Annotated in this window: 16 protein-coding genes; 6 read left to right on the plus strand and 10 right to left on the minus strand. The window is 56.5% G+C overall.

The window, feature by feature from the left end; all coding sequences use genetic code 11:
- Positions 1–267: 267 nt before the first annotated feature.
- Positions 268–1,665, minus strand: coding sequence for a NarK family nitrate/nitrite MFS transporter (locus C0560_RS11775; RefSeq protein WP_102103890.1), 1,398 nt, complete (start codon positions 1,663–1,665; stop codon positions 268–270).
- Positions 1,666–1,975: 310 nt separating this feature from the next.
- On the opposite strand from C0560_RS11775, the gene narX reads away from it, so the two are divergent.
- Both narX and narL read left to right on the plus strand, forming a co-directional pair.
- Positions 1,976–3,772: a nitrate/nitrite two-component system sensor histidine kinase NarX gene (gene narX, locus C0560_RS11780; protein WP_248858588.1), complete on the plus strand. Its 1,797-nt coding sequence runs from the start codon at positions 1,976–1,978 to the stop codon at positions 3,770–3,772.
- Positions 3,765–4,415, plus strand: coding sequence for a two-component system response regulator NarL (narL, locus tag C0560_RS11785; protein WP_100779923.1), 651 nt, complete (start codon positions 3,765–3,767; stop codon positions 4,413–4,415). The genes narX and narL overlap by 8 nt, the downstream gene beginning before the upstream one ends.
- A 2-nt stretch (positions 4,416–4,417) precedes the next feature.
- Here the strand turns inward: narL and C0560_RS11790 are convergent, their stop codons facing one another.
- On the minus strand, positions 4,418–5,824 hold the full coding sequence (locus C0560_RS11790; RefSeq protein ID WP_248858589.1) for a YchO/YchP family invasin: 1,407 nt from the start codon (positions 5,822–5,824) through the stop codon (positions 4,418–4,420).
- Positions 5,825–6,150: 326 nt separating this feature from the next.
- On the opposite strand from C0560_RS11790, the gene C0560_RS11795 reads away from it, so the two are divergent.
- The 3 genes from C0560_RS11795 to C0560_RS11805 all read left to right on the plus strand — a co-directional run bounded on the left by C0560_RS11795 (position 6,151) and on the right by C0560_RS11805 (position 8,853).
- Positions 6,151–6,504: a DsrE/DsrF/TusD sulfur relay family protein gene (locus C0560_RS11795; protein WP_100779921.1), complete on the plus strand. Its 354-nt coding sequence runs from the start codon at positions 6,151–6,153 to the stop codon at positions 6,502–6,504.
- A 107-nt stretch (positions 6,505–6,611) separates the two neighbouring features.
- Positions 6,612–8,396: a methyl-accepting chemotaxis protein gene (locus C0560_RS11800; RefSeq protein ID WP_248858590.1), complete on the plus strand. Its 1,785-nt coding sequence runs from the start codon at positions 6,612–6,614 to the stop codon at positions 8,394–8,396.
- A 214-nt stretch (positions 8,397–8,610) separates the two neighbouring features.
- A complete protein-coding gene (locus tag C0560_RS11805) occupies positions 8,611–8,853 on the plus strand; it encodes a DUF1883 domain-containing protein (RefSeq protein ID WP_100779919.1) in 243 nt (80 codons plus the stop codon).
- 31 nt (positions 8,854–8,884) lie between these two features.
- Here C0560_RS11805 and C0560_RS11810 read toward each other — a convergent pair whose 3' ends face one another.
- Both C0560_RS11810 and chaB read right to left on the minus strand, forming a co-directional pair.
- A complete protein-coding gene (locus tag C0560_RS11810; protein WP_100779918.1) occupies positions 8,885–9,580 on the minus strand; it encodes a gamma-glutamylcyclotransferase in 696 nt (231 codons plus the stop codon).
- A 178-nt stretch (positions 9,581–9,758) separates the two neighbouring features.
- Positions 9,759–9,989, minus strand: coding sequence for a putative cation transport regulator ChaB (gene chaB / locus C0560_RS11815; protein WP_100779917.1), 231 nt, complete (start codon positions 9,987–9,989; stop codon positions 9,759–9,761).
- Positions 9,990–10,259: 270 nt separating this feature from the next.
- On the opposite strand from chaB, the gene chaA reads away from it, so the two are divergent.
- The gene (gene chaA, locus C0560_RS11820) at positions 10,260–11,360 is read left to right on the plus strand and encodes a sodium-potassium/proton antiporter ChaA (RefSeq protein WP_100779916.1); all 1,101 of its coding nucleotides are present in this window, start codon (positions 10,260–10,262) and stop codon (positions 11,358–11,360) included.
- Between the two features lie 71 nt (positions 11,361–11,431).
- Here chaA and kdsA read toward each other — a convergent pair whose 3' ends face one another.
- From kdsA to hemA, 6 genes are read right to left on the minus strand one after another with little or no spacing between them, the layout of a single operon-like run.
- Positions 11,432–12,286, minus strand: coding sequence for a 3-deoxy-8-phosphooctulonate synthase (gene kdsA, locus C0560_RS11825; RefSeq protein WP_100779915.1), 855 nt, complete (start codon positions 12,284–12,286; stop codon positions 11,432–11,434).
- 36 nt (positions 12,287–12,322) lie between these two features.
- The gene (gene sirB1, locus C0560_RS11830; RefSeq protein WP_100779914.1) at positions 12,323–13,132 is read right to left on the minus strand and encodes an invasion regulator SirB1; all 810 of its coding nucleotides are present in this window, start codon (positions 13,130–13,132) and stop codon (positions 12,323–12,325) included.
- Between the two features lie 2 nt (positions 13,133–13,134).
- Positions 13,135–13,527, minus strand: a complete 393-nt coding sequence (gene sirB2, locus C0560_RS11835) for an invasion regulator SirB2 (protein WP_100779913.1) — start codon at positions 13,525–13,527, stop codon at positions 13,135–13,137.
- Positions 13,524–14,354, minus strand: a complete 831-nt coding sequence (prmC, locus tag C0560_RS11840; protein WP_248858591.1) for a peptide chain release factor N(5)-glutamine methyltransferase — start codon at positions 14,352–14,354, stop codon at positions 13,524–13,526. The genes sirB2 and prmC overlap by 4 nt, the downstream gene beginning before the upstream one ends.
- Positions 14,354–15,436, minus strand: a complete 1,083-nt coding sequence (gene prfA, locus C0560_RS11845) for a peptide chain release factor 1 (RefSeq protein ID WP_100779911.1) — start codon at positions 15,434–15,436, stop codon at positions 14,354–14,356. Before prfA ends, prmC begins: the two co-directional genes overlap by 1 nt.
- Positions 15,437–15,478: 42 nt before the next feature.
- Positions 15,479–16,735, minus strand: a complete 1,257-nt coding sequence (gene hemA / locus C0560_RS11850) for a glutamyl-tRNA reductase (protein ID WP_107703423.1) — start codon at positions 16,733–16,735, stop codon at positions 15,479–15,481.
- Positions 16,736–16,782: the final 47 nt, after the last annotated feature.

A 16,782-nucleotide genomic window follows, 5' to 3' on the forward strand; every position in this document is an offset into this window, starting at 1 on the left:
TGTAACTCAGGGGATTAGGGCAAATACCACCAAAGCGGTAGAAAAATTAATTTTTTAACTATCTGTTATTTATAGATATTTTATATTTATCCTTCTTATGGCCCCGCTTTTTTTAACATCTTAGGTATTAAGGGGTAGATACCGCTGCAAGGCGATGGCGATCACAGTGTTACCCCGGCTCCCGTTACTACACCCAACAAGTATGTTGTAACTAAATACAGGATAAAAAAAACGCGGCACTGAGGCCGCGTAAACGGATAATCAAACTTACTTATTTTTCTTAGTATTCCGGCCGTATACCAGCCACGTGATCACCACGCAGGCGACATAGAAAATAAGGAAGACTTTCATCGCACCCGCCGGGGAGCCGGTCAGCTCCAGAGAGATGCCGAATGATTTCGGGATAAAGAAGCCACCGATCGCGCCAATCGCTGAGATAAAGCCCAGTGCCGCTGCGGTGTCGGTTGCGGCTTCACGCATCGCGCGCTCTTCAGTACCGCCCTGCGCTTTCACACGATCCATGGTCAGCTTACGGAAGATCACGGAGATCATCTGGAAGGTCGAAGCACTCCCCAGACCGGCCGTCAGGAACAGCCCCATGAACACCGCGAAGAACGCGATAAAGTTACCGCCCTGGCCGTTGGTTGGCAGCGTCAGGAACAGCAGCGCACAGAAAACCGCCATCAGGATAAAGTTCACCAGCGTGACGCGAGTCCCGCCCAGACGGTCGGAAATCATCCCGCCGGTAGAGCGTGCCAGAGCGCCGATAAACGGACCGAAGAAGGCAAAATGCAGGATCTGCACGTCCGGGAACTGGGTTTTCGACAGCATCGCAAAACCTGCGGAGAAGCCGATAAAGGAGCCAAAAGTCGCCAGATACAGCAGTGCCATGATCCACAGGTGGGCGCGTTTCAGAACCGGCAGCTGCTCACTCAGCGACGCTTTAGACGCGGACAGATCGTTCATAAAGAACCAGGCCGCCAGCGTGAAGACCACCAGGAAAGGCACCCAAATCCACGCCGCGTTTTCCAGGAACAGTTTAGAACCGTCTGCCTGTTCCACACCGGTGCCGCCGAAGACAGCAAAGATAGACATAGAGATCGCCAGCGGCGCGATCAACTGCATCACGCTCACGCCCATATTCCCGAGGCCGCCGTTAATACCCAGCGCGCCGCCCTGCTTTTGTTTCGGGAAGAAGAAGCTGATGTTTGCCATGCTGGAGGCAAAGTTAGCCCCGGCAAAACCGCACAGCAGCGCGATGATGACAAACACGCTGAACGGAGTAGACGTATCCTGCACTGCAAAACCCAGCCACACGCAAGGGATGATCATAATACCGGTGCTGAACGCCGTCCAGCGACGACCACCAAACAGCGGAACCATGAACGCGTAAGGAACACGCAGCAGCGCGCCGGAAAGCGCAGGTAACGCGGTCAGCATAAACAGCTGATCGGTCGTGAAGTTAAAGCCTACTTTCGGCAGGTTCACCGCCACAGCACTGAACAGCATCCAGACACAGAATGCCAACAACAAACACGGAACAGAAATCCACAGATTACGACTTGCTACACGTTGACCACGCTGTTGCCAGAACGCCGGATCTTCCGGATGCCATTCTGTTATAACAGCACCGGATGCCCTTTCCGGGGCGGATGAGTGACTCATAGACACCTCTGATTATCGAATGATGCTGCAAACATTAGGGTTTTAAGCAGGCGGTAAGTTGATATAAATCAAAGGAAAAGTTGACTGTCAGACGCTCAAAAAAACGCCATGACTCTTAGTGAGTAGATGATTTCGGCAAAAAAGGTGTGGTTTTTTAACGGCGCTGACGGTTTGCCGGTCCCCCCTCCCCCTGGCCATTACCCCTGCGGCAATTTAGGAGTAATCCTTTGTTGGTATGGGTATACTCCAGGGTATGCATGAAAATAGCGCCATTCCTGGAGGCAGGCAAAATCAGGAGCCCGGCAAGCCCATGTTAAAACGACTCTTCTCTCCGCTGACGCTGGTTAATCAGCTGGCCCTTATCGTGTTGCTGTCCACCGCTATTGGTGTGACCGGCATGGCGATCTCTGGCTGGCTGGTACAGGGCGTTCAGGGTAGCGCGCATGCCATTAACGAGGCAGGCTCCCTGCGTATGCAGAGTTATCGCCTGCTGGCGGCAGTGCCGCTGACGGCGGAAGACAAGCCTCTGCTGGATGAGATGGAGCGTACCGCATTTAGCCCGGAACTGGAAATCGCCGCCCGTCGCGATGGTCAGACTAAACAGCTTAACGCGCTGCAGGGCTACTGGCACAGTCAGCTCAAACCCGGACTGCAGCAAGCGCACAGTCCTGATACGGTGGCCGGTGATGTGGCGAGTTTTGTGGCGCGCATCGACACGCTGGTCTCCTCTTTCGACTCCTCCACCGAAATGCGTATTGAGCGCGTGGTCACAGTCCACGGCGTAATGGCTGTTTTTATGGCGCTGCTGCTGGTGTTTACCATCGTCTGGCTGCGCGCTCGCCTGCTCTATCCCTGGAAGCAACTGCTGGCCGTGGCCCGTGCCGTCACTCAGCGTGATTTCACCCAGCGCGCGCACATCAGCGGACGCAACGAAATGGCGATGCTCGGTCAGGCGCTGAATGATATGTCCGGCGAGCTGGCCGAAAGCTACGCGGTGCTGGAAAAACGCGTACAGGAAAAAACCGCCGGGCTGGAGCAAAAAAACGAAATCCTCTCGTTCCTGTGGCAGGCGAATCGCCGCCTGCACTCTCAAGTTCCGCTCTGCGAGCGCCTCTCCCCGGTGCTTAACGGCCTGCAAAATCTGACCCTGCTGCATGACATTGAACTTCGGGTCTATGACGTTGAAGACGAAGAGAACCATCAGGAATTCACCTGTCAGTCGGATATGACCTGCGATGACAAAGGGTGCCACCTGTGCCCGCGCGGGTTACCAACGCCCGCCAGCAGCGGCACAACCCTGAAATGGCGTCTCGCGGACAACCACACTCAGTACGGCATTTTGCTGGCCACGCTGCCGACCGGCCGCCATTTGAGCCACGATCAGCAGCAGCTGGTCGATACGCTGGTCGAGCAGCTCACGGCGACGCTGGCGCTGGATCGCCATCAGGAAAAGCAGCAGCAGCTGATCGTCATGGAGGAGCGCGCGACCATTGCCCGCGAGCTGCATGACTCGATAGCCCAGTCGCTCTCCTGTATCAAAATGCAGGTCAGCTGCCTGCAAATGCAGGACGACGCCCTGCCACCCACCAGCAAAGAATTATTGAGTCAGATTCGCAACGAGCTGAACACCTCCTGGGTGCAGCTGCGCGAACTGCTGACCACCTTCCGTTTACAGCTCAACGAGCCGGGTTTACGCCCGGCGTTAGAGTCGAGCTGTCAGGAATTTAGCGCCCGGCTGGGCTTCCCGGTGAAGCTGGACTACCAGCTGCCGCCGCGTTTTGTCCCTTCCCATCAGGCCATTCATCTGCTGCAAATCGCCCGCGAAGCCCTGAGCAATGCACTCAAGCACGCCGACGCGACGGCAGTGACGGTGACCGTTACGCACCATGATAATCAGGTGAAACTGACGGTTCTGGATAACGGCCGCGGCGTGCCGGAAAACGCTGAACGCACCAACCACTATGGGTTAATTATTATGCGAGACCGCGCGCAAAGCCTGCGTGGGGATTGCCAGGTTCGCCGGGGAGAGTCTGGCGGCACTGAAGTCGTAGTGACCTTTATTCCCGAAAAGCCTCTAATCACTTCCGAAGGAGAAAACCATGACTAATCAGGAACCGGCAACCATCCTGTTGATCGACGATCATCCGATGCTGCGCACCGGCGTAAAACAACTTGTCAGCATGGCGGCAGATATCACCGTCGTGGGCGAAGCCAGCAACGGCGAACAGGGTATTGAACTTGCCGAGTCACTCGATCCTGATTTGATCCTGCTCGATCTCAATATGCCGGGCATGAACGGCCTGGAAACCCTGGATAAACTGCGTGAAAAGTCCCTCTCCGGGCGCATCGTGGTATTTAGCGTGTCCAACCATGAAGAAGATGTGGTCACCGCGCTGAAACGCGGCGCAGATGGCTATCTGCTCAAAGATATGGAGCCGGAAGATCTGCTGAAAGCACTGCAACAGGCCGCCGCAGGTGAAATGGTACTGAGTGAAGCCTTAACGCCGGTGCTCGCCGCCAGCCTGCGCGCCAACCGCGCGACGTCCGATCGCGATGTGAGCCAGCTGACTCCGCGCGAGCGCGACATTCTGAAACTGATTGCTCAGGGCCTGCCGAACAAAATGATCGCCCGTCGTCTGGATATCACGGAAAGTACGGTCAAAGTGCACGTCAAACATATGCTCAAGAAAATGAAGCTCAAGTCCCGCGTTGAAGCGGCCGTCTGGGTTCATCAGGAGCGTATTTTCTAGTTTTATTCGTCCGGCAGCAGTTTCCATCTCGGATCGTCATCCGGCACTGCCAGCAGCGGTGGCGACAGAGAGAGCGTGATCTCATTGGAAGAGACACGCTGCCCGTCTTCATCCTCGACCACCACCGACAGCCGCCAGCGGTTCGTCGCGCCTTCGCGGTCATCCCAGGCAGGAAGTATCACACTCCAGCCATCGCTACTGCTCGCATTCGGCGGCGAAGTCAGACTTAACGCCTGCGTATCGCCCTGCCAGTGAAGACGACGCACCCCATGGGTACTGCGGATTTGCAGTTTCAGATTCACGGTTTCACCCGGATGCAAATCCCACGGCGGCGTCGCCAGATAGACCGACAGCGTTTTGCGCTGGCGGAACTCCATCACCGGCAGGCTGGACCGATCCGGCGAATCGTAGCGACTTCCGCGCAGGGAGCGCGTAGTCGCCACTTCATCCGACGAGAGCTGTTTTTTCAGCGGAACGCCAAAACGATAGTTGAGTTTCATGCCAAGATTATTCTGGCTGACACCGCTCTCGCCCTGCTTGTGCGCCGCCGAAAACGTCAGAAGTGGCACAGGCGTGTAATCCAGCCCGAGGTTTACCGCCATTGGGTTGTGATACCCGGTGCCGCTGCGAAACAGATCGACGTTATCACCGAAATATTGCTCGAAACTGACGCTGGTATTGAAATGATGGAAGTACGGCAGCCAGGCTTTGGCCGTCACGTCATAGCCCCGCGCCATCCGCTGCTCTTGTACGTCGGAGCTGTCGCGCCAGCCGGCGAACGGCTGGTAGTAGTTTGCCGATAAGCGCAGGTTTTCGCCCCAGGCTTCGGCACCCAGCCCGGCGCGCTGTAAATTCTCATCCAGCAAATTATCGTAAAAGGTGTTGTAACCCAGCAGCCATTTCCCCGCGACCCAGCGCTGGCCGATGCCCGCATTACTCACCAGCCCATCGGTTTGCTGCGTCAGCCCGAGCTGGCTCCAGCTCAGATAGCGGTTGTTGTCCTGCCAGGGAATAAACCACCTGCCGCTGCTGCCGGTAAATTTGCCGTCGTCATCCACCAGCAAATCGACGCTGGCATTACCCCAGGGCGACAGCCAGGACTCGATCTGCTGATTCACTTCTCCGCTGACCACGTCGCGCACCTGACCGAATGCAAACTGGCGCGCCTGCTCACCGGTGGTCAGGCCGTTGTCGGTCATGCTTGCTTCACCGAAGGCTTTCGCCATCTCCGCCAGATGTTTTTCACTCTCACCGGAGGGTTGAGCCAACCCGAGATCCGGCAGGCCATCACCGTTATTATCAAAGGGGTTTTTCGCCTGATCTTCAAAAGAACGGGAGGCAGCCGAAACGGCTCCGGCCGGAATAAGGAGGAGTAACAGCAGCGCGCGAATGTGTGGTGAAGCCATCATGAATGTCGTAACTGTGATCCAGATCGCAAGTTAATACAGTGCTAACCTTAACGCGTTCCGGACATTTTTGCAGCCTTAAGGGCAATTTCAGGAATATCCCGAGAGGCTGGCTTTACACTCCACCGCGTACCGTTTTCCCGGCGCGCACAGCCAGATGTTTAACGCACTGCGCTCGCGCGGTAGCATATGCGCAAGACCGCTGATGCTGTTCCCCCTTCGATGGCACCGGGTGGCCCGCCATTGAAATTCGTCATGCTTACTCTGCGGGGTCAATGTTATCCCGTGGACTAAGCCCTATCCGTGCCTTATTGCACTGAGGAGTTACCATGCAGAAAATTGTGATCGTCGCCAACGGCGCGGCCTACGGCAGTGAATCCCTGTTCAACAGCCTGCGTCTCGCCATCGCCCTGCGCGATCAGGAGAGCGAACTGGAGCTGCGTCTGTTTCTGATGTCCGACGCCGTCACCGCCGGGCTGAAAGGGCAAAAACCGGCAGAGGGCTATAACATTCAGCAGATGCTGGAGATCCTCACCGCCCAGAATGTGCCCGTGAAACTGTGTAAGACCTGCACCGACGGGCGTGGGATCACCGCCCTGCCGCTGATTGACGGCGTTGAGATTGGCACCCTGGTGGAACTGGCGCAGTGGACCCTGTCCGCCGATAAAGTATTAACTTTTTAATAATAAACACGTAAACATATTTTTTACTTATGGACGCGGTTGCACCATCAAGTTACCGGCTGGGTTGCCGATAGGCTACTTAAGTCAACTCAGCAGGTACACAGTGAATGTTAAGATCAATCCGTGCCCGTATCATCGCCGCGACAACAGGTTGTCTGGTTGTCGCCCTTCTTCTGAATACCATTATTAACTTCGAGGTCACGCGGCAGGATAACCAGCAGTCGCAGCGCGATATTCTAGCCAGCACCAGTGCCAGCCATAATCTCGCCATTGCCGACTGGGTTAACAGCAAGCTGACGGTGATCGCCTCTGCGCAATCCGTAGCGCTGAGCGACGATCCGGTTCCGGTGTTTAAGCAACTGGCACAGGCCGGTGGCTTCACCAACGTCTACGTCGGCTATGCCAGCAAAACGGCAAAATTCTCTGACCCCGCAGGCGTCCCGGCGGATTACGATCCCACCGTGCGCCCGTGGTATCAGCAGGTCGTCAGCGCCGATGCCCCTGTCGTTACTGCGCCCTACGTGGATGCAGGAACCGGTAAACTGGTGGTGACCTTTGCCGTGCCGGTGAAAGAAAACGGCGAGCTGAAAGCGGTGGTCGCCGGGGATGTGGCGATGGATAGCGTGGTGGCTAACGTGCGCGGTATTCACCCGACGCCTGCCAGCAGCGGTTTGCTGATTGACAGCGACGGTACAGTGATTGCCGCCAGCGATCCGGCTCTGACACTCAAACCCTTCAATGAAGCCATCAACGGCGTCGATATTAACGCGCTGAAAAAAGGCACGGAACTCGACGGCACCCTGGCCGGCGCGGAGAAAACCTTTATCGCTACGCCGGTGGCGGGGACTCACTGGCTGTTAGTCGTCGCCCTCGACAGTAACGATGCCACCTCCGGGATGCGCTCTCTGCTGAAAGCCTCGGGGCTGTCACTGGTGATTCTGGTGCTGCTGAGCGGTGCGATTGTTCACTTCATTATTGCCCGCCTGCTCAAGCGCCTGTCGAATATCCGCGACGCGATGCACGCCATCGCCAACGGAACAAACGATCTGTCTCAGCGTCTGCCGGATAACGGCCAGGACGAAGTGGCGGAAATCGCCCAGGCCTTTAACGCCTTCAGCGATAAGCTGTCGACAGTAATGGTGCAGCTGCGCGACGCCAGCTCCTCGGTCAAAAACGCCGCGCGCGAAATCGCGGCGGGCAACCAGGATCTCTCGGGACGTACCGAGCAGGCGGCCTCCAGCCTGCGTGAAACCGCCAGCGCCGTGGAGCAGATTACCGCCTCCGTCACCCAGTCCACCGAATCCGCGGCAGAAGCCAACGATCAGGCGAGCAAAGCGTCGGCTGCGGCCTCACGCGGCGGCGAAGTGGTGTCTCAGGCCATCACGACCATGCAGTCTATCGAAGTGGCGTCGGCCAAAATCGGTGATATCACCAGCGTCATTGACGGGATCGCCTTCCAGACCAACATCCTGGCGCTGAACGCCGCCGTAGAAGCGGCCCGTGCGGGCGAACAGGGGCGCGGATTTGCGGTGGTGGCCGGGGAAGTTCGCAGCCTGGCAAGCCGCAGCGCGCAGGCGGCCAAAGAGATCAAAACGCTGATCGACTCAACCGCCCACAGCGTAGCGACCGGCTCCCGCTACGTGCATCTGGCCGGGGAGAGCATGGACGAGATCCGCTCCACCATCGGCAGCGTTTCTGGGATTATGCGTGAAATCACCATCGCCACCAGCGAGCAGATGAAAGGCATTCATGAGATCAACCACGCCGTGACCCATCTCGACAGAATGGTGCAGCAGAACGCGGAACTGGTGGTGGAATCCGCCGCCGCGGCGAGCGCCCTGCAAAGCCAGGCGGGCGACCTTGCTGAAACGGCAGGACATTTCCGCATATAATTTTCTTCCGGCGCGTATTGGCCTGTTCAAATACGCGCCAGCTGAACCCTTTCAGGCATTTTGTCATTTTTGTTTAAACGTTATGCCATTTTTTGATCAAAATCAGCATCCCCTGCCTTCCCCTTTGGTGTTATGCAATGAGTGAATTGTGAACAACATCACGCTCAGGATTAACCGCAGGGAGAGCGTTGTTTCCGGACTATGGGGTAAAGAGATGGCACTGGTAAAAACAAGTTTGAAGCTGTTTGGCGGGGATACGGTGGTGGTGCGCTGCTCAGAGCGCTGTCATATTCATTTGATGAGCGCTAAAGCGCAGAAGTCGTCGCAGGCGGATATTTTAAGCGTGCAGAATAAAGACAATGCGTGGTTAACGGTGCCCTATACCGGCACCTGGGATGTACTGATCGACAGCCACAGTCAGTCGCTGGAGCACTCCGTCAGCTACGTCGCTGCATAACCTTTACGCCCGGCGAGCCGGGCGTCTCTTTTCAGGCAAAACCCGGACGCAATGACGCTTCGCGGGGATCCCCCTCAATTAATGCTTTCACTTTAGCGACCAGCTCATTCAGGCAGTCATCCTGCATCCCTAAACGCGTCAATTCCTGATCGAGGGAGAACAGGTACTGGGCGTTGGTACCCAGCGGACCACTGGCAGCGGCGATAAGTGGCGCGATCACCTGCGTTCGGGTGTCGGATTCGTACAAAGGATGACGCGGGTCCATGATAAACACCAGCGCGTTGACGGTGCGACCGTCGTCGAGTTCAAGCTTGCACCAGCTCGGCATGTAGCAGCCGGTGATCATTTCGCGCTTCCACAGCAGCGCCAGCTCCTCTTCGAGGGTGTCGTCTGGCAGACGATAGGCCACACCGGTGGTGCGCCCGCCCTCTTTTAGTGCAAGCATTCGGCCAGGCTGACAGGCGCTGCCACGTCCGGCAGTCAGGCGCAGACAAAATGCGCGGTGCCATCCTGGGAGCGTGCCCGTTGCGGATTCCACATACTCCAGCGCAGGATTCCACATCAGCGAACCATAACCAAATATCCATACCGGGCCTTCATCCGGACGACAGGCAATCGTCGCCGCGAGCGACGCTGCACGTTGTTCAGCCGACCAGAGAAGCGATTCCTCAATAGCACCAAATGCCGTCTTACAATCTGCCTTCATTAAGAAATCACGCGTTAACACTTTCCACCTCCGCCACTGCATGCTTCCTTGCGACATCTTGTTGCGCCTTCCCGGCATTTCGTTTTCTGCTCATTTTGACAGCAGTCAATAAACGATAAGCAATTCACAGGCCAGTTGCAATACAACGAAAGTTCAACAGCCGGAAAAGTCAAAACAGAGGCGGCTAATCATAAGGCGACTATTTCTTTTTATGCCATTTATCATCTTCTCCTTTTTCATAATCATGTTTTACCGCCGCCCACGCGACACGATGGGCAGTCTCTTCGCGGCTCGCATCGTCGCGACGGTCCTCTTTATCCTTATATTGATCCCAGGCGCTGTTAAACGCCTCTTTATAAATATCCTGTGCATGGGCAGGCAGGACATGCTGAACGCTGTCGGGCAGGTCGCTTTTCGATTTGTAGGGCATGATTCACCTCTTTTTGGTCAAAAAGATAAGTGTGGTCGATGGCTGTTTTCCCTGCCAGTCAAAATGACAATTGTGTGAAATTAATTAACTTAATACACTGTTATTTAGACTGTATTTAGATTAAAAACGTTTTTACGGGCAGTTTGAGAAAAATCGCTACTGTGACGTAAAATTAAGTAAAACATCACTGGTAATTAACGGTTTTCTGTTAGTTTAATGGCCTGCAATTTCATTCTATAATTACAAACACCTGCATTGACGGAGTATCACATGACAACAACGCATGAGGCGGTTAAGACCCGCCACAAGGAGACGTCGCTTATTTTCCCGCTTGTGGCACTGGCTGTGCTGCTCTTCTGGGGAAGTAGTCAGTCACTGCCAGTGGTCGTTGGAATTAACATTCTTGCTCTTATTGGTATTTTATCCAGCGCATTTAGCGTCGTACGCCACGCCGATGTTCTGGCTCACCGCCTGGGTGAACCCTATGGCTCTCTGATTTTAAGTCTTTCCGTCGTTATTCTCGAAGTCAGCCTGATTTCCGCACTGATGGCGACGGGCGACGCCGCACCGACGCTGATGCGCGATACGCTCTATTCGATCATTATGATTGTTACCGGCGGCCTGGTGGGCTTCTCGCTGTTATTGGGCGGGGGGAAATTTGCCACCCAATATATGAATCTGTTTGGCATTAAACAGTATTTGATCGCCCTCTTCCCGCTGGCGGTTATTGTGCTTGTCTTCCCGATGGCGCTGCCGGGTGCGAATTTCACCACCGGTCAGGCGCTGCTGGTTGCCCTGATTTCCGCCGCGATGTACGGCGTGTTCCTGCTGATTCAGACCAAAACGCACCAGAGCCTGTTCGTGTATGAGCACGAAGACGACGGCGACGACGATGACCCGCATCACGGTAAGCCGTCAGCGCACAGCAGCCTGTGGCACACGGTTTGGCTGATCGTACATCTGATTGCGGTTATCGCCGTCACCAAGATGAACGCGAACCCGCTGGAAACCCTGCTGACAGAGCTGAACGCGCCTGTGGCCTTTACCGGCTTCCTGGTAGCGCTGCTGATTCTCTCGCCGGAAGGTTTAGGTGCCCTGAAAGCGGTGCTGAATAACCAGGTCCAGCGCGCCATGAATCTGTTCTTCGGCTCGGTGCTGGCGACGATTTCACTTACCGTACCGGTGGTGACGTTGATTGCCTTTATGACCGGCAATGACCTGCATTTTGCGCTGGGGGCGCCAGAGATGATTGTCATGGTAGCGTCGCTGCTGCTGTGCCAGATCTCGTTCTCAACCGGACGCACTAACGTACTGAATGGCGCTGCGCATCTGGCGCTGTTTATCGCCTATCTGATGACGATATTTGCCTGACGTTCTGCGCCATTGCCGCGCCGCCAGACACAAAAAAACCCGCCGCGGCGGGTTTTTTATTTGCTCAGAGATTAGTTGCTGGTATCCAGCTCATCGAAGCTCTTCACCAGATCGTCAATCGCTTTGATCTGTTTCAGGAACGGCTCCAGTTTATCCAGCGGCAGCGCGGATGGGCCGTCGCATTTCGCGTTGGCTGGATCCGGGTGCGCTTCGATAAACAGACCGGCCAGACCGGTCGCCATACCGGCACGCGCCAGCTCGGTGACCTGACCACGACGGCCGCTGGAGGCTGCACCAAACGGGTCGCGGCACTGCAGCGCGTGAGTCACGTCGAAAATCACCGGGGAGTTGTTAGAGACTTTCTTCATCACGCTGAAGCCCAGCATGTCGACCACCAGGTTGTCGTAACCGAAGTTTGCGCCACGGTCACACAGGATGACCTGATCGTTGCCGCCTTCGATGAATTTATCGACGATGTTACCCATCTGGCCAGGGCTGACGAACTGGGGTTTTTTCACGTTGATGACTGCGCCGGTTTTCGCCATCGCTTCAACCAGATCGGTCTGACGCGCGAGGAACGCCGGAAGCTGAATCACATCCACCACGTCAGCAACAGGCTGCGCCTGAGACGCTTCGTGCACGTCGGTGATCACTTTCACGCCAAACGTCTGTTTCAGCTCCTGGAAAATCTTCATCCCCTCTTCCAGGCCCGGGCCACGGTAAGAGTTGATAGAGGAGCGGTTGGCTTTGTCAAAAGAGGCCTTAAACACATACGGAATGCCCAGTTTCTGGGTCACAGTCACGTAGTGCTCGCAGATACGCATGGCAAGATCGCGGGATTCCAGAACGTTCATGCCACCAAACAGCACGAACGGCAGGTCGTTTGCCACGTTGATATCACCAATGCTAACCACTTTTTGTTTCATAGGATCGCCTTATTCAGGTGTGAATCGGAATTAAGATTAATGCAGTGTAATTTGTTTATGCGCGATCGAGTTGATCTGCGCGCGAATCATTTCGCTTATCGGATCTTCCGGGCACTGCTCAACGAAGTAATTCAAATCGTTGAGGGCAACGTGCTCACATTCCAGCTGCGCGTAGATAAGGCCACGGTCGCGGATCTCGTACGGGTCTTCCGGATTGAACTGCAGCAGCACTTCGCTCGCGCGCAGGGCCAGCTCCATCTGCCGCTCTTCCATCAGCGCGGCTTTCAGCGTATCCAGCAGTTTACGTACCACTTCGGCGTTATCCGCCTCATCGAGATCTTCGTTAAACAGCTCTGCCACCGGGCTAATATTGCCCTTCAGCCAGACATCCAGCGTGTGCTCGTCCAGCGTGTCGCCATTGAACGGATTGATCAGCCACATTTCGCCATCCAGCCACTCCGCGCGCAAAATCATCTGCGTCGGGAAAATGACCGGCACCAGCGGAATATCCAGCCGGTTAGCGACCCACAGCAAAACAGCCCCCAGAGCAACGGCGCTGCCCTGACGGTTCTTCAATACCTGATCCAGCCACAGCGCGTCGGAGAGGCGATACACGCCGCGCGTGTCGCAAAAGCCCCATTCGCCGTAAAACAGCTCGATCAGTTTTTCCAGCTGCCAGTCCTGAGGACGCGCTTCGCTGATCTCTTCACGCGCCAGGCTTGCCAGATTTTCCAGCTCATCGTAGACCCACTGCGAGGTGAAATCGTCACGGATCATCTCAGAGATCAGGACCATTCCATCGCAAAGCGGTACTTTATTAAATTCGAAATCGGCTAAGGACCTCATACTTACCCCAGTAACGGTATTCTTGTGGTGGCGAGTTTAATGATGATGTACAGCACCACCAGCCCCAGCAGGAAGGCGATAAAACCGGCCTGCTGGCTGCGCGGACGACGACGTCCAAGCGCGATAAAACCCAAAACGATGTAGATGATAACGCCAAACAGCTTTTCAGTCAGCCATGCGCCTTTATCAGTAAATGGCAGATAGCCCGTTAGCCACATCAGACCGGCGCCGGAAAGCAGCAAAACCGTGTCGATGCAGTGCGGCGCAACGCGCACCCAGCGGGCGTCGATGAGCGGATGGTTGCTGTAACGCCACCAGTAGCGCACCACGAAAAAGCTGATGGTCAGCACCACGGCGGCAATATGCACAGCGATCAACACGCTGAAGGCGCTCATGGCTTTTTCCCCAGCGTCAGGCGTTCATTGCCGCCGTAGTCACGACAGGTTTCGACGCTCGCGTATCCCGCCGCACTAAACAGCGCACGGACCGCTGCCCCCTGCGTCCAGCCGTGTTCAAGCAGCAGCCAGCCGCCGGGCACGAGGTGCTCGCGGGCGGTCGTGATGATATGTTCGATATCGGCCAGCCCGTCGTTCGCTGCAACCAGCGCCGTGAGCGGCTCAAAGCGCACATCCCCCTGCGACAAATGCGGGTCGTGCTCATCGATGTAAGGCGGATTGCTGACGATCATCTCAAAGGTGTGCTGCGCCAGGGCGGAAAACCAGCTGCTTTGATTGATCTGAACGTTACTGAAACCCAGACGCGCAAGATTGCGCTGCGCCAGGGCTACCGCGTCAGGCATTACGTCGACCGCGGTAACCTGACAATCGGGGCGCTCGCTCGCCAGCGCCAGCGCAATCGCGCCGGTGCCCGTGCCTAAATCCAGTATGCGACACGGGCCGTCAGGCAGACGAGCCAGCGCCTGTTCGACCAGACACTCAGTGTCCGGGCGCGGGATCAGCGTGGCGGCTGAAACATACAGCGGCAGCGACCAGAACTCCCGTTCACCGGTCAGGTGCGCCACCGGCTCACCGGTTTTACGCCGGGCGAGCAGCGCCGCGAGCTGCGCTTCCTGTTCAGGCGTCAGCAGCGTCTCACCGAATGCCAGGAGATAAGTACGCGCTTTTCCGGTGACATGTTCCAGCAAGATTTCGGCGTCGCGACGCGGGCTTTCACTGCTGGAAAGCTCGCCCACGGCGGCACGTAACCAGGCCTGAAAATCCATTAGTCCTGCTCGGCCAGCGCGGCCAGCTGATCGGCCTGGTATTCCTGCACGATCGGCTCGATCAGGGAGTCGAGTTTGCCTTCCATCGTCTCATCCAGACGGTAAATCGTCAGGTTGATGCGGTGGTCGGTCACGCGGCCCTGCGGGAAGTTATAGGTGCGGTTACGATCGCTGCGATCGCCGCTGCCCAGCAGGTTACGGCGCGTAGACGCTTCGGCCTGCTGGCGTTTCGCCATTTCGGCGGCGCGAATACGTGAGCCGAGCACCGCCAGGGCTTTAGCTTTGTTTTTGTGCTGGGAACGTTCGTCCTGACACTCCACCACGATGCCGGTCGGCAAGTGGGTAATACGGATCGCGGAATCAGTGGTGTTAACGTGCTGACCACCCGCGCCTGACGAGCGGAAGGTATCAATACGCAGATCGGCTGGATTGATATCCGGCAGTTCAGCTTCTGGCAGCTCCGGCATCACCGCAACGGTACAGGCAGAGGTGTGAATTCGCCCCTGAGATTCCGTCGCCGGGACGCGCTGCACGCGGTGCCCGCCGGACTCAAACTTCAGACGGCCATACACGCCGTCGCCGCTGATCTTGGCGATCACTTCTTTATAGCCACCATGCTCGCCTTCGTTGGCGCTCATGATTTCTACGCGCCAGCGGCGGGATTCCGCGTAGCGGCTGTACATGCGGAACAGATCGCCAGCAAACAGCGCGGCTTCGTCGCCACCCGTTCCGGCGCGAACTTCGACAAACGCGTTGCGCTCATCGTCCGGATCTTTTGGCAGCAGAAGAACCTGGAGCTGCTGCTCCATCTCTTCGGCGCGCGCTTTGGCGTCCTGCAACTCTTCCTGCGCCATTTCGCGCATTTCAGGGTCGTCGAGCATCATCTGCGCGGTTTCAATATCTTCCTGAACCTGCTGCCATTCAGTAAAGCAGCGCGCAACATCACTGAGCTGCGCATATTCGCGCGACAGGGCGCGAAAACGATCCTGGTCAGCAATAGTCGCGGCATCACCGAGCAGGGCCTGAACTTCTTCATGGCGCTCGTGCAAAGCTTCCAGTTTGGCGACGATAGAGGGCTTCATAGGCGTAAAATGCACCTTGTAATAGAAAATGGGTGTGTGGCGCTATTCCAGCCCGAGGCTGTTGCGCAGAATAGTCAGGCGTTCATCATCCCCGTCACGGGCTGCCTGTTGAAGTGATTTGGTTGGAGCATGGATCAACCGGTTGGTTAGCTTCCACGCCAGGTCCTGCATAATGACCTGCGGATCGCCGCCCTGCTCGAGGGCCGCCATCGCTTTGGCCGTCAGATCGTCACGTACCTGTTCCGCCTGACCACGGTATTCGCGAATCGTCTCGCTGGCGCTTTGCGCGCGCAGCCAGGCCATAAATTCGCTCGATTCCTGCTCGACAATCGTCTCTGCCTGCACCGCCGCCGCTTTACGCTGGGCGAGGTTGTGGGAAATGATACTTTGCAGATCGTCAACGCTGTAGAGATAGGCGTTTGCCAGCTTGCCGACTTCCGGCTCGACGTCACGCGGGACGGCGATATCCACCAGCAGCATTGGCTGATTGCGGCGCGATTTCAGCGCACGCTCCACCATCCCTTTACCGATAATAGGCAGCGGGCTGGCGGTTGAACTGATAATGATGTCCGCGTCTTTCAGGCGTTCATCGATGTCGCTGAGGGCAATCACCTCTGCGCCCACTTCATCTGCCAGTACCTGCGCGCGTTCGCGGGTCCGGTTGGCGATGATCATCTGCTTGACCTTGTGTTCGCGCAGATGACGCGCCACCAGCTCAATGGTCTCCCCGGCGCCGACGAGCAGCACGGTAACCGTTGAGAGCGATTCAAAGATTTGACGCGCCAGCGTACAGGCGGCGAAGGCAACAGAAACCGCACTGGCACCAATGTCGGTTTCGGTTCGCACACGCTTCGCCACGGAGAAGGATTTCTGGAACATGCGTTCCAGCTCGCTGGCTTTGAGATGGCCTTTCTGGGAATCGGCAAAGGCTTTTTTGACCTGCCCGAGTATTTGCGGCTCGCCAAGCACCAACGAATCGAGACCGCTGGCGACGCGCATCAGATGGCTGACCGCATCATTATCATGATGCCAGTACAGGCTGTTGCGCAGCTCTTCTTCGTTCAGATTGTGGTAGTCGCATAACCAGCGGATAAGCGCTTCGTGGAGGTTGTCTTGTTCTTCCACGCTCAGATATAGCTCAGTACGGTTGCACGTAGAGAGCACCACACCACCCTGCACCATCGGCTGGGCAAGCAGGCTATCCAGCGCCTGGTCGAGCGTATCCGGCGAAAACGTAACGCGTTCTCGCAGCGAAACCGGGGCTGTTTTGTGGTTGATACCGAGTGCTAAAAGGGTCATGTGAGCGGGAGTAGTACCAGCGTTAATAAGGTTAGCAGGTCGCATCA

This window comes from Lelliottia sp. AC1 (genome assembly GCF_023278595.1).
Taxonomy (GTDB): Bacteria; Pseudomonadota; Gammaproteobacteria; order Enterobacterales; family Enterobacteriaceae; genus Enterobacter; species Enterobacter nimipressuralis.